General features: G+C 63.9%; 15 protein-coding genes and 1 riboswitch. Of the genes, 13 read left to right on the plus strand and 2 right to left on the minus strand.

The window, feature by feature from the left end; all coding sequences use genetic code 11:
• Positions 1–677: DMT family transporter (locus EOA75_RS20100; RefSeq protein WP_127324981.1), on the plus strand; the 677-nt coding region annotated here is incomplete at its 5' end.
• Positions 678–697: 20 nt separating this feature from the next.
• Here EOA75_RS20100 and EOA75_RS20105 read toward each other — a convergent pair.
• The gene (locus tag EOA75_RS20105) at positions 698–1,291 is read right to left on the minus strand and encodes a TetR/AcrR family transcriptional regulator (RefSeq protein WP_127239810.1); all 594 of its coding nucleotides are present in this window, start codon (positions 1,289–1,291) and stop codon (positions 698–700) included.
• Positions 1,292–2,088: 797 nt separating this feature from the next.
• On the opposite strand from EOA75_RS20105, the gene EOA75_RS20110 reads away from it, so the two are divergent.
• The 5 genes from EOA75_RS20110 (at position 2,089) to EOA75_RS20130 (ending at position 4,841) form a co-directional block, all read left to right on the plus strand.
• Positions 2,089–2,427 (plus strand): histone, encoded by a 339-nt coding sequence (locus tag EOA75_RS20110; RefSeq protein WP_127239808.1) that lies wholly within the window; start codon positions 2,089–2,091, stop codon positions 2,425–2,427.
• Positions 2,428–2,675: 248 nt separating this feature from the next.
• The gene (locus EOA75_RS20115) at positions 2,676–3,125 is read left to right on the plus strand and encodes a GNAT family N-acetyltransferase (protein WP_245466688.1); all 450 of its coding nucleotides are present in this window, start codon (positions 2,676–2,678) and stop codon (positions 3,123–3,125) included.
• 126 nt (positions 3,126–3,251) lie between these two features.
• Positions 3,252–3,848: a glutathione S-transferase gene (locus EOA75_RS20120; protein ID WP_095800053.1), complete on the plus strand. Its 597-nt coding sequence runs from the start codon at positions 3,252–3,254 to the stop codon at positions 3,846–3,848.
• Positions 3,849–3,964: 116 nt separating this feature from the next.
• Positions 3,965–4,348: a TfoX/Sxy family protein gene (locus EOA75_RS20125; protein ID WP_245460531.1), complete on the plus strand. Its 384-nt coding sequence runs from the start codon at positions 3,965–3,967 to the stop codon at positions 4,346–4,348.
• A 76-nt stretch (positions 4,349–4,424) separates the two neighbouring features.
• Positions 4,425–4,841, plus strand: coding sequence for a GFA family protein (locus EOA75_RS20130; RefSeq protein WP_127239807.1), 417 nt, complete (start codon positions 4,425–4,427; stop codon positions 4,839–4,841).
• 93 nt (positions 4,842–4,934) lie between these two features.
• On the opposite strand, the gene EOA75_RS20135 is transcribed toward EOA75_RS20130, so the two are convergent.
• A complete protein-coding gene (locus tag EOA75_RS20135; RefSeq protein ID WP_067330375.1) occupies positions 4,935–5,591 on the minus strand; it encodes an outer membrane protein in 657 nt (218 codons plus the stop codon).
• Between the two features lie 412 nt (positions 5,592–6,003).
• Between EOA75_RS20135 and EOA75_RS20140 the strand changes: the two genes are divergently transcribed.
• From EOA75_RS20140 to EOA75_RS20170, 7 genes are all read left to right on the plus strand, one after another.
• Positions 6,004–6,768 (plus strand): SDR family oxidoreductase, encoded by a 765-nt coding sequence (locus tag EOA75_RS20140; protein WP_095800049.1) that lies wholly within the window; start codon positions 6,004–6,006, stop codon positions 6,766–6,768.
• Positions 6,765–8,849 carry an excinuclease ABC subunit UvrC gene (gene uvrC, locus EOA75_RS20145; protein WP_067330379.1) on the plus strand — a complete coding sequence of 695 codons (2,085 nt, stop codon included), beginning with the start codon at positions 6,765–6,767 and terminating at the stop codon, positions 8,847–8,849. Before EOA75_RS20140 ends, uvrC begins: the two co-directional genes overlap by 4 nt.
• A 104-nt stretch (positions 8,850–8,953) precedes the next feature.
• Positions 8,954–9,550, plus strand: a complete 597-nt coding sequence (gene pgsA, locus EOA75_RS20150) for a CDP-diacylglycerol--glycerol-3-phosphate 3-phosphatidyltransferase (protein WP_067330383.1) — start codon at positions 8,954–8,956, stop codon at positions 9,548–9,550.
• Between the two features lies 1 nt (position 9,551).
• On the plus strand, positions 9,552–9,809 hold the full coding sequence (gene moaD / locus EOA75_RS20155) for a molybdopterin converting factor subunit 1 (protein ID WP_067330385.1): 258 nt from the start codon (positions 9,552–9,554) through the stop codon (positions 9,807–9,809).
• A 1-nt stretch (position 9,810) separates the two neighbouring features.
• Positions 9,811–10,290, plus strand: a complete 480-nt coding sequence (locus EOA75_RS20160) for a molybdenum cofactor biosynthesis protein MoaE (protein ID WP_095800048.1) — start codon at positions 9,811–9,813, stop codon at positions 10,288–10,290.
• 219 nt (positions 10,291–10,509) lie between these two features.
• The gene (locus EOA75_RS20165; RefSeq protein WP_127246185.1) at positions 10,510–10,926 is read left to right on the plus strand and encodes a YbaY family lipoprotein; all 417 of its coding nucleotides are present in this window, start codon (positions 10,510–10,512) and stop codon (positions 10,924–10,926) included.
• A gap of 208 nt (positions 10,927–11,134) precedes the next feature.
• A riboswitch (Fluoride riboswitch) is annotated at positions 11,135–11,208 on the plus strand.
• Positions 11,209–11,305: 97 nt separating this feature from the next.
• Positions 11,306–11,570 (plus strand): CrcB family protein (locus EOA75_RS20170; RefSeq protein ID WP_127324982.1); only part of this gene is annotated, 265 nt, incomplete at its 3' end.

Here is an 11,570-nt window from a genome sequence, read left to right on the forward strand (position 1 = left end):
CGGCTGCGGCTGCCTGGCCCTATGTCGTGCTATCGGCCGTCCTTCAGGTCGGCTACAGCGTGTTCCTGGTTGCCGCCTACCGCTATGGCGAGCTCGGGCAGGTTTATCCGATCGTGCGCGGCAGCGTGCCGCTGCTGGTGGCGCTCGGCGGCTTCCTGCTGGCCGGCCAGCGGCTCGCCGCGCCGGAACTCATCGGCGTCGCGCTGGTCGCCTGCGGCATTATGGGTCTGTCAGTCGGGCGGGGCAGGGCCTCAGTGACATCGATCCTCTACGCGTTGGCCACCGGCGTCATCATCGCGGCCTATGCGACGGTCGACGCGATCGGCGTGCGCGTCGCCGGCGACAGCGCCGCCTACACCGCCTGGGTGCTGCTGATCTACGGTGCCCTGCTGCCGGCGGCTTTCGTCGGCCTGCGCGGCAGGCTCATTGTCGACCTGCGTGCGCCGGAAACACGCAAGGCCTTGAGCGGCGGCCTATTCGCGCTGCTGGCCTATGGCGCGGTGGTCGCCGCCTTCGCGCAGGGGCCAGCCGGGCCGATCACCGCCATCCGCGAGACCAGCGTCGTCTTCGCGGCCTTCATCGGCCGCTTCTTCCTCGGCGAGCAGTTGACGCCGCTCCGTATCGGAGCCTGTGCCGTCGTCGCGCTGGGCGCGATCTGCCTCGGCTATCGACCCTGACGGCGTCGGTATCGCGCTGGTCACGCTCGCGCGCCCTGGCCGGACAGATAGGCGCAGATCAGCTCGCCGAGCTGCTTCTGCAGCTCCGGCGCATCGAGCATGTTGCGGCGCGCCGCATTGTGGATCACGCCCTCGACGGCGGAGGAGAGCACGCGCGCCACGGTCTCGGTATTCTTCAGGCGCCGGCGGTATTGCGCGACGGCCGCCGCATAGTGCTCGAGATAGCGGGCTTGGAACGAGGCATGCGCGGCGTGCGAGCCGCGGTCGCCTGGCGTCTCGTCGAGTAGCACCTGATGCAGCGTCGGGTGAATGCTGTGCGCGGCGATCATGCCGCGCACCAGCTCGCGCGCGAATTGCCTGAGCGGCTTCTCCTCGGCCGCGGCTTCGCGAATGACGGACAGCACATGGTCGAAGTGGCGGCGTCGGATGGCGTCGACCAGCGCAAGCTTGTCGGGGAAATATTGATAGAGCGACCCGATGCTCACGCCCGCGGTCTCGGCCACCTTGTTGGTGCTGAAGCCCGCCCAGCCGATCTCGCTTAGAACGCGGGCACCTGCTTCGATTATCGCCTCGACGGTGGCGACCGAGCGCGCCTGGCGCGGCTCCTTGCGCATGCGCGGGGCTGGCTTTGCAATGCGAGTAGACATCCCCAACCTGCCTCCCGAGAATATAACCAGAATACTCACATTTGGCCTGAGAGCAATTCCAGGAAAAGTGCGAAGCGGTTTTCCGTCCGGAATTGCGACCAAGGAAGAACAGCAATTCCAGGAAAAGTGCGAAGCGGTTTTCCGTCCGGAATTGCGACCAGGAAGAACAGCAATTCCAGGAAAAGTGCGAAGCGGTTTTCCGTCCGGAATTGCGACCAGGAAGAACAGCAATTCCAGGACTGTGCGCAACGGTTTTCTCCCCTCGGAACTTGCGAGGAGCATGGAACGGCGGAGTCCTCACGCCGTCTGCAGTGGAGCCTGAGCGGATCAAGCTCTCCAGCGGCAGTTTTTTGAATGTGAGCTGTAAGCTCGCTTTTTGCCGCGCAAGCTTTGCCCCTTCGCCGGTTCGGTTCTGCTCCGCCTTGACTTGTAAATCTTTCCGCTGGACAAGATGAGGTGCTTTGTTTGGTGTGCGTTGTCCATTATGAGCAATACGCTCACATTCTACGCTCTGCGCGGCATCAAGATGTCTGGATGATCCGGCGATAGAGAGCATCGGGAATTCTCGACGGCGCAATTTCACTTCGACGGGCAAAGATTCTCTGTCGTTTTTTTCGCCGATGCCCTTGTCAACGCGTCTTGCGTAACCAAAATTCAATAACTGAAATTCATTGTGTTGCTTCGCTGGCTAGATAGCCGCGAGTCAGATATGCATGAGCACGCCGGGTCACTCACGACCTTGGGCAAAACGCAAGGGGCATCGCATGGCAAAGACGACAACCAAGGCGCCGGCGGCGAAAGCGCCGGCAAAGAAAGCGGCACCGAAGGCTGCCGCGAAACCTGCAGCAGCGAAGAAGGCAGCGGCACCGAAGGCAGCAGCCAAGGCTCCGGCCAAGGCTCCGGCCAAGGCAGCGGCAAAGCCTGCGGCGAAGGCTGCGGCTAAGCCGGCCGCGAAGGCGGCAGCCAAGCCCGCCGCCAAGAAGCCGGCAGCGAAGGCAGCGGCCAAGCCCGCCGCCAAGGCGCCGATGAAAGCAGCAGCCGCCAAGTCGACGGCAGCCGTGAAGAAGGCAGCGCCTGCCAAGAAGGCGCCGGCCAAGAAGTAATCGCGTAACTTCGCTCGCGAGCCTGAACAGGCGAGGGTGGGTGCCGTCGAGGCGCCCCTCTCGCCAGTTCGGCGTGACAACGGGCGAAGTGGATGGCAAAGGCCTGTCCTGAAAGCTCCTTGAAATTTGCCGCCCGGCAAACTTCCGGGAGCTTTTTTATTGCGCGACCGGCTCGCATCGTCACGATCCGTTCTGGTCCGGGCGATGTCGGCTGCTGCCGCACGTCGATCAGGTAGAAAGGGCTGATCATGGCTTTGTGGCTTGGAATTCGACGGGCAGGCGAGGGCGATGCCGAAGCGGTAAGCCGGGTCATTGTTGCCGCTCTGCGGAAAAACAACGCCAGGGATTACGGGCCGGAAATCATCGCCCGCGTTGAGCAGAGCTTCAGCCCCTCTGCCGTGCTGCAACTTTTCAAGAAGCGCCAAGTCTTTGTCGCCGTTTGCGGCGACAAAATTGTCGGTACCGCGGGGCTGGACGGAACAACGGTTCGATCTGTGTTCGTCGATCCTGAATTTCAGGGACGCGGCGTCGGCAGCCGGCTGATGCTGGAGATCGAGGAAGCAGCGCGGGCAAACGGCGCGACGGTGCTGACGGTGCCGTCCTCGGTAACCGCGGAGCGATTTTATTTCAGACTTGGCTTCCGCTCCGGGACTGCTTCCACGACGACGAACGAACCATCATCATGGAGCGGTCCCTGAAGTAGCGGCGGCACGCGCCGCTCGAACAAGGTGCGGCCAACTGGCGGTAGGTTTTGGCGACGCTGGCCGTTGCTCTGGCAAGAGCATTCGGTCAACAGTGCGCGCGGACAATCAGGAACCCGATCCATGCCGAAGCTGCTCTACGCCTCCACCTCTCCCTATAGTTCGAAGGTCCGCATGGCCGCCGCCTATGCCGGCATCGCCATCGACCTCGTGCCGGTCAAGACGGAGGACAAGCCGGCGGAGCTGATCTCGGCCAATCCGCTGGGCAAGATCCCGGTGCTGGTGCTGGAGGACGGCCGCACGATCCACGACAGCCGGGCGATCACCCAGCATCTCAACCGGCTGTCGAAGAACGTGCTGTTCCCGCGCAACCCCGACAAGCGGCTCGAGGCCGAGGTGCTGGAGGCGCTGGCCGACGGCATCTGCGACTGCGCGCTGTCGATGGTCTATGAGCGGCGCACGCGCCCCGACGCCATGGTCTATCAGCCCTGGCTCGACCGTCAGTGGGCGAAGATCACCGCCGCGCTCGACCTGCTCAACGCCAACCCGCCGAAACTGCCCAAGAAGATCACCGCCGGCCAGCTGGCGCTGCGTGCCACCCTCGGCTATCTCGCGCTGCGTTTCGGCGGCCAGTGGGAAAAGGGCCGCGGCCGGCTTACACGTTGGGCCGCGCGCTTTGACGAAAAGTTTCCGGAACTGAAGGGCTGCGTGCCGGGGTAAACAGCTCATCTCCACCCTTGTGGGGGAGATCGGCAGCCTCGCCGCCGCGCCTCCCCATATTGAATTGTCGCCCGGATTCGTGATTGCATAGGCCGTGCAATTACGAAGTGGTTCGCATGGCGAAGTCGGTCACCCAAACAATCGTCGCCCCCGACCCGATGGTCGAGCGCTTGCGCGCGGCCCTTGGCCGGCGCGCTTTCACGGAACAGAAAATGTTCGGCGGCACCTGCTTCATGATCAACGGCAATATGCTGATTGGCACATCGAAGCGCGGCTTGCTTGTGCGTGTCGGCAAGGAACGGCACGCGGCCGCAGCCGCACGGCCCCATGCGCGGCCGATGGAAATGGGCGGGCGTTCCATGGAAGGCTATGTCCATGTCGCGCCGGAAGGCACTGCAACCGAGGCAGATCTCGCCGAGTGGATCGATCGTGCGCTGGCTTTCGTCGAGACACTGCCGCCGAAGGTCAAACCCGCCAAGGTCGCAAAGCGGCCAGCCTGAACAGATCGCGCCGCCTATCCTTAACATCGGCCGTGTCGGCGGGGTCGGCCCGGGCACGCAGTCGGCGGAGGAAGCGATGGCATCTCTGGCGGGACGTTGCATGTGCGGCGCGGTCACCTGGATCTATTCCGGGGAGCTCACGCGAAATCTTGTCTGTCACTGCGCCGATTGCCAGCGCGCCACGTCCGCTCCCTTCACAGCTTTCCTCGGCATGAGGCCGGAGCAGCTGAACTGGGCCGGCGTCATCAGGCACTATGAAAGCAGCCCGAACACCTTTCGCGGGTTCTGCCCGTCCTGCGGTACCAGGCTCTACTTCCGCTCCGACAGATGGCCCGACGAGATCCACGTTCACGCCGCGTCCATGACCGACCCGGCCGACTACCGTCCGGACGCCCAGGTCTTCACGCGCTCGCGCGCGAATTGGCTCGACCGGCTGCAGTCGATTTCAGCCCATGAGGATTTCCAGCAGGCGCCATCCACCGGATTGCGCTGAAGGCGCGGCCAAACGTGTCGGCCTGCGGCAACGCGAGCCACAAAAAAAGCCGGGCGCGCGGCCCGGCTTTTTCCGTGTCGTGGCTTGGACGACTTAGAACTTCATACCGACGCCGAAAGTGACTCGGTTGTCCTTCGACTTGACGTTGCCGAGGGCGCCGAAGTCCTTGTCGCCGTAGTCGGTGTAGCGGTATTCAACGCGACCGAACACGTTGTCGGTGATCTTGATGTCGGTGCCGACACCGGCCGTCCAGCCCAGCATCGCCTTGCTCTCGTCGGTGGCGGTGACGCTATCAGTGATCTTCTGGTTCTTGGCGGCAAGACCGCCGGTGCCATAGAGCAGGATTTCCGGGGTCACGGAATAGCCGAGGCGAGCGCGCAGCGAGCCTTCGAGGCCGCCCTTCGCATTGATGCCCGCGCTGTCGCCCTTGACGCCATTGTAACCGAGATCGGCTTCAGCGCCGTAGACGAAGTTGTCCTGCTGCCACTGGTAGCCGCCGAAGACGCCGCCGATGAAGCCCTTGGTCTTCACATTGACGCCGGCGTCGCGGGCGTCGGCATGGCCGCTGAAGCCGTAGCCGAGGCTGATACCGGCATAGGGGCCGGCCCAGGAAGCGACGGGGAGTTCGGCGACCGGGGCCGGTGCCGGCGGCTCTTCGGTGACGGCGTCTGCGGCATAAGCGGTACCACCGAGGGCGAAGAGCCCGAGCGCAACCGCCAGCGGCCGCGCAAACTTGAGATTAGCTTGCATTGTTGTTTACTCCTTAAGCCACAAGACACGAGGCTTTTTATGTTCATGAATGCCCCCGGCCCGTCCGGGGGGATAAACGGGCCTGGCGTTCAACGGTTCCAAATGTCGTGCTGAAATACGGCTGAAGCGAACCTGAACTTGGGTAATTCCCTGGCGCGAATGAGGCCAAAAGGTGACGTTGCATCTTCGCAACAGCGAATGTCAGCACGCTAGTCATGTTGCGCTGCACACCGCTTGGTTCAAGGGGTTCGGGGACCTATATTGCATTATGAAACTTCCGCAATCCGGGTCGGCAGCGTGCGTACGGGCCGCTTCGCCACATTCCTGCCCCAGGTAGAAATGGCATTTAACGCTTGGCCCGTCATATTGTGCCGGCTTCCCGGAATCGTGAAGCCGATAGAGGATTGACGACATGAAAGAAGCCTTTGGCGTGGTGCTGGTGACGGGTGGAGCGAAAAGGATCGGCAAGGCGATCGTCGAGGACCTTGCCGCGCATGGCTTTGACGTGGCCATCCATGCCAATCGTTCCGGAGCCGAGGCCGAGGCGCTGGCCAGCCGCATCAGGAACCAGGGCGGCCGTGCCGCCGTGCTCGCCGCCGACCTCACCGATATGAAAGCCGTCGGCGATCTGGTCGGCCGCTCCGAAGCTGCCCTTGGCCCGGTCACGCTCCTCGTCAACAACGCCTCCTTGTTCGTCGACGACCGTGTCGAGGATTTCGACTGGCAGGCCTGGGACCGCCACTTCGCCATTCATCTGAAGACGCCGGCGCTGCTGGCGCAGAACTTTGCTCGGGCCTTGCCGGAAGGCGCGGAGGGACTGATCGTCAACGTCATCGACCAGCGTGTCTGGCGGCCGACGCCGCGCTATTTCTCTTACGCGCTGTCGAAATCGGCCCTGTGGACGCAGACCCAGATGCTGGCGCAGGCGCTGGGGCCGCGCATTCGCGTCAATGCCATCGGCCCCGGCCCGACACTGAAGAACAAGCGCCAGGACGACGAAGATTTCGGCAGGCAGGTCGAAGGGCTGATTCTGAAGCGCGGCCCACAATTACCGGAATTCGGCGCCACCATCCGCTATCTCTGGGAGGCGCGCTCCGTCACCGGCCAGATGATCGCGCTCGACGGCGGCCAGCATCTTGCATGGCAGACGCCCGATGTGACAGGCATGGTGGAATGAGTCCTGCCCATAAACACAGCCCCCTCGGCGCCGCCGATGATTTGCCGCCCGATCTCGACATCGAGGACGAGGCGTCGGAGGAAATCGTCGAGCCGGAGGCGGTTGCCGCCGGTCCCGACGTCGCTTTCACCGCGATCGACTGGACGCCGCATGCCGGCGACGCCGACGGCATGGTCGGCGCCGAGGTGATCCAGACTTTGGTCAAGCGGCTGCCCAACCAGCCGGGCGTCTACCGAATGATGAACGCCGCCGGCGACGTGCTCTATGTCGGCAAGGCGCGCAGCCTGAAGAAGCGCGTCACCAACTATGCGCAGGGGCGCTTCCACACCGCCCGCATCGGCCGCATGGTGCGCGAGACGGCGACGATGGAATTCGTCGTCACCCGCACCGAGATCGAGGCGCTGCTGCTCGAGGCCAACCTCATCAAGCGGCTGAGGCCCCGCTTCAACGTGCTGATGCGGGACGACAAGTCGTTCCCTTACATCCTGCTTACCGGCGACCATGTCTCGCCCGGTATCTATAAGCATCGCGGCGCGCGCTCGCGCAGGGGCGACTATTTTGGGCCCTTCGCTTCCGCCGGCGCGGTCGGGCGCACCATCAATTCGCTGCAGCGCGCCTTCCTGCTGCGAAGCTGCACGGATTCCTTCTACGAGAACCGCACGCGACCTTGCCTGCTCTACCAGATCAAGCGTTGCGCCGGTCCCTGCACCGGCGAGATATCGCATCGGGGCTATGCCGAGCTGGTTGCCGAGGCGAAGGACTTTCTCTCCGGCCGCAGCCAGAAGGTGAAGACCGAGATCTCGGCCGCCATGCAACAAGCCTCCGAAGAGCTCGATTTCGAGCGGGCCGCTATCTACCGGGATCGCCTCGCGGCGCTATCGCATGTGCAGGCGCATCAGGGCATCAACCCGCAGACGGTGGAGGAGGCGGATGTGTTTGCAATCCACCAGGAAGGCGGCCAGACCTGCATCCAGGTGTTCTTCTTCCGCACCGGCCAGAACTGGGGCAACCGCGCCTATTTCCCCAAGGCCGATCCGGCGCTGGAGCCGGCCGAGGTGCTGGGCTCCTTCCTCGCGCAGTTCTATGACGACAAGCTGCCGGCGCGTACGCTGCTTCTTTCCCAGCCGGTGCAGGAGCAGGAGCTGCTCGCCGAGGCGCTGTCAACCCGCGCCGGGCGCAGGATAGCGATCTCGGTGCCGCAGCGCGGCGAGAAGAAGGATCTCACCGATCACGCGCTGCAGAACGCGCGTGAGGCGCTCGGCCGCAGGCTGGCGGAAACGTCGACGCAGGCGCGGCTATTGCAAGGCTTTGCCGAGACCTTCGGCCTCGCAAGGCCGCCAGTGCGCATCGAGGTCTACGACAATTCGCACATCATGGGCACCAATGCGGTCGGCGCCATGATCGTCGCCGGGCCGGAAGGTTTTGTGAAGAACCAGTACCGAAAGTTCAACATCCGCTCGACCGAGATCACGCCCGGAGACGATTTCGGCATGATGCGCGAGGTGATGGAGCGCCGCTTCTCGCGGCTCCTCAGGGAGCATGGCGACGTCCAGCCTTCAATCGGAGCGGGCGCGGAGGCCGAGGACGATGCGGCAGAGGATCTTGTCGAGGGAAACGGCAGCTTCCCGGCATGGCCGGACGTCATCCTGATTGACGGCGGCCAGGGCCAGATGACGGCGGTGCGCAAGATCCTCTCCGATCTCGGCATCGAGGACCGGGTCGTCGCCATCGGCATCGCCAAGGGCCAGGACCGCGACGCCGGGCGCGAGCGCTTCTTCGTCAAGGGCAGGGACTCTTTCACGCTGCCGGTGCGCGACCCGGTGCTCTATTTCGTCCAGCGCCTGCGCGACGAGGTGCATCGCTTCGCCATCGGCTCGCACCGCGCCCGCCGCAAGAAGGAGATGGTCAAGAGCCCGCTTGACGAGATCGTCGGCATCGGCCCAGGCCGCAAGCGGGCGCTGCTTCACCATTTCGGCACCGCCAAGGCGGTCAGCCGCGCCGCGGTCGAGGACCTGGTCAAGGTCGATGGCATTTCCGAGCACGTGGCGAAGCTGGTCTACAATCATTTTCATGACAGCTGACCATTCTTGCGCCTATTTTGGGTTGACCAATCGAATCTCGCCTGTTGACCCCCCACATTGGCTTCTGATTTGAGTAGGCAGGCGGAGAGAGATCCCGATCAGATATGGCCCAGCGCGCGTTCAACCTGCCGAACATCCTCACCTACGCCCGCATCATCGCGGTGCCGCTGGTGGTGCTGTGCTTTTTTCTCGAGGGCCATCTGAAGTCCTCCGACTTTGCCCGCTGGTCGGCGCTCGCCATCTTCCTGCTCGCCTCCATCACCGACTATTTCGACGGCTATTTCGCGCGCGCCTGGCAGCAGACCTCCAACATCGGCAAGATGCTGGACCCGATCGCCGACAAGCTCCTGGTCGCCACCTGCCTGCTCTTGCTCGCCGCCGACACCGACCGCCATGCCGGCATTGCCGGCTGGTCGCTATGGGCGGCGATCATCATCCTGTGCCGCGAGATTCTTGTCTCCGGCCTGCGCGAATATTTGGCCGCGCTGAAGGTCTCGGTGCCGGTGACGCAACTCGCCAAATGGAAGACGACCATCCAGATGGTCGCCATCGCCTTCCTGCTCGTCGGCCCGGCCGGCGACAAGATCTTCCCGCTGACCACCCAAATCGGCCTGGTGCTGTTGTGGATCGCGGCACTTGTCACCCTCTACACCGGCTACGACTATTTCCGCGCCGGCCTGAAACACATCATGGACGAGTGAGATGTCGACCAAGCTCATTTATTTCGCCTGGGTGCGCGAGCGGATCGGCAAGCCGGAAGAGCATGTCGAACTGCCCGCCGGCGTCGAGACCGTCGCCGACCTGTTGCGCTGGCTGAAGTCGCGCGGCGAGGAATACGAAAACGCGCTGCAATATCCGGACGTCATTCGCGTCGCCATCAACCAGGAACATGTCGGCCACCGCGAGAAAATCGCGGGCGCGCGCGAGATCGCGCTGTTTCCGCCAATGACCGGGGGCTGAGATGGCGAGCACGGTCGTGCCGGCCATCCGCGTCCAGCGGGAGGATTTCGACGTCGCCGCCGAGATTGCCGCGCTGACCGAAGGCCGTGCCGACATCGGCGCCGTGGTCACCTTCTCCGGCCTCTGCCGTGACGAAAAAGGCGCGCTCGCCGCCCTCGAGCTCGAGCACTATCCCGGCATGGCCGAGGCCGAGATCGGCCGCATCGCCACTGAGGCCATCGGGCGTTGGCCGCTGCAGGGGCTCACCGTCGTACACCGCCATGGAAAAATCGCGCCGGGCGAAAACATCGTGCTGGTGGTCGCGGCCTCCGCACATCGCCAGGCGGCCTTCGAGGCGGCGAATTTCCTGATGGATTACCTGAAGTCGCGTGCGCCTTTCTGGAAGAAGGAGCACCGTGCCGACGGCTCCGAAGGCGGCTGGGTCGAGGCCAAGGAAGCCGACGACGAAGCCGCGGATCGTTGGAAGACCCCGGACAAGTAAGCCAGGACGGCATTGCCTTGGCGATCGCCCCATCTGGCGCGCTTCGCAGCACCTTCTCCCCTTGGGGAGAAGAGGGTCGCCCCGAACTGCTCTTCGCAATTTCGGTTGGCAATCCGCCTGAGGGACAAGCCGGCGAAATTTCCTCCCCAAGGCCATCGAACGACCGCAATCCTTCCCGACCTTGCAAATCGGTTTGATTTGCTGGGCGGGAGCAATCTTATGCTGGACAGGATCGCGGAATTTTTCATCTTCGGCCTTGTGCCGCTGGTGGTCGGCGTGCTTGCCGTGCCGGAGTTCACCAGTGCCGCCGAAAAGACGATTGCCGGCGAGGTGACCTATCGCGAGCGCATCGCGCTGCCGCCCAATGCCGTGCTTTCGGTCGAACTCGCCGACATCTCGCTGGCCGGCGCGCCGGCAACGCTCCTCGGCCAGCGCAAGATCGTCCTGGCCGGCCAAGTGCCGATCAAATTCGAGATCGGCTTCGATCCCAAGGCAATCCAGCCCGGCAGGGCCTACGCGCTGCAGGCCCGCATAACTGTCGATGATCGGCTGATCTTCCTCACCGACACTCGCCACCAGGTCGATCCGCTGGACGGCAAGCCGCAGACCATCGTGCTGAAGAAGGTCACGTCGTAGCCTGGTTCGCAAAATTTCCGACACGCCGGAAACGCATAGAGACGAGGGATCGCGGCCGCTTCTGCGTCAGCCCCGGGAGTTCCGGTCTCTCGTCCGCCACCGCGTCCGCCACCATAACGGATTCGGCAAATGTTAACGGGGCGCGAAGAAACGCGTCGCAACCATAGTGGCCCCGATTGACCGCGACCCCGCGACCACCTAGTTTCCCTCGTCAAATGGGGATGGGGTTCCCCCGAAACCGCCCGAGCTTTTCGCATCTGGGCTGATGACTCCTGCCAGGCGTGCTTTCGCGCGGCAGGATTTCTTTTTCCGCTCGCACACGCCTGTCTTGATGGCGCGATTCCCGCGAGGAATCGCTTTGTGGAAAGGCAAAGAAGCGATGAGCCTTGCGGCCTGCGCCCTGGTCCTGATCGGCGGCTTCCTCGGCGGTGTTTCCCGCTTCTTCCTGTCGGGCCTTGTCGGCCGCAGCGTCGGCGAGACCTTTCCCTGGGGCACGCTGGTGGTCAACGTCTCCGGCGCGCTTGCCATCGGCGCCTTCGCAGGCGCGGCGCGGGCCGTCGGCGGCATCTTTTCCGCCGAACTCGTGCGCGACCTGATCGTGGTCGGGCTGTTCGGCGGCTACCCCCAGGTTTCGTCCTTCTGCC

Origin of the sequence: Mesorhizobium sp. M1A.F.Ca.IN.022.07.1.1, from assembly GCF_003997575.1 — a bacterium.
Lineage (GTDB): Bacteria > Pseudomonadota > Alphaproteobacteria > Rhizobiales > Rhizobiaceae > Mesorhizobium.

What these genes read in the sequence shown, in the direction of transcription:
- EOA75_RS20130 (WP_127239807.1), top strand. Translation starts at nt 4,425, where the DNA reads ATGGCATCTCTGGCGGGACGTTGCATGTGCGGCGCGGTCACCTGGATC.
- EOA75_RS20105 (WP_127239810.1), bottom strand. Translation starts at nt 1,291, where the DNA reads ATGCGCAAGGAGCCGCGCCAGGCGCGCTCGGTCGCCACCGTCGAGGCG.
- uvrC (WP_067330379.1), top strand. Translation starts at nt 6,765, where the DNA reads ATGAGTCCTGCCCATAAACACAGCCCCCTCGGCGCCGCCGATGATTTG.
- moaD (WP_067330385.1), top strand. Translation starts at nt 9,552, where the DNA reads ATGTCGACCAAGCTCATTTATTTCGCCTGGGTGCGCGAGCGGATCGGC.
- EOA75_RS20115 (WP_245466688.1), top strand. Translation starts at nt 2,676, where the DNA reads ATGGCTTTGTGGCTTGGAATTCGACGGGCAGGCGAGGGCGATGCCGAA.
- EOA75_RS20110 (WP_127239808.1), top strand. Translation starts at nt 2,089, where the DNA reads ATGGCAAAGACGACAACCAAGGCGCCGGCGGCGAAAGCGCCGGCAAAG.
- EOA75_RS20160 (WP_095800048.1), top strand. Translation starts at nt 9,811, where the DNA reads ATGGCGAGCACGGTCGTGCCGGCCATCCGCGTCCAGCGGGAGGATTTC.
- EOA75_RS20125 (WP_245460531.1), top strand. Translation starts at nt 3,965, where the DNA reads ATGGCGAAGTCGGTCACCCAAACAATCGTCGCCCCCGACCCGATGGTC.
- EOA75_RS20120 (WP_095800053.1), top strand. Translation starts at nt 3,252, where the DNA reads ATGCCGAAGCTGCTCTACGCCTCCACCTCTCCCTATAGTTCGAAGGTC.
- EOA75_RS20135 (WP_067330375.1), bottom strand. Translation starts at nt 5,591, where the DNA reads ATGCAAGCTAATCTCAAGTTTGCGCGGCCGCTGGCGGTTGCGCTCGGG.
- EOA75_RS20140 (WP_095800049.1), top strand. Translation starts at nt 6,004, where the DNA reads ATGAAAGAAGCCTTTGGCGTGGTGCTGGTGACGGGTGGAGCGAAAAGG.
- pgsA (WP_067330383.1), top strand. Translation starts at nt 8,954, where the DNA reads ATGGCCCAGCGCGCGTTCAACCTGCCGAACATCCTCACCTACGCCCGC.
- EOA75_RS20165 (WP_127246185.1), top strand. Translation starts at nt 10,510, where the DNA reads ATGCTGGACAGGATCGCGGAATTTTTCATCTTCGGCCTTGTGCCGCTG.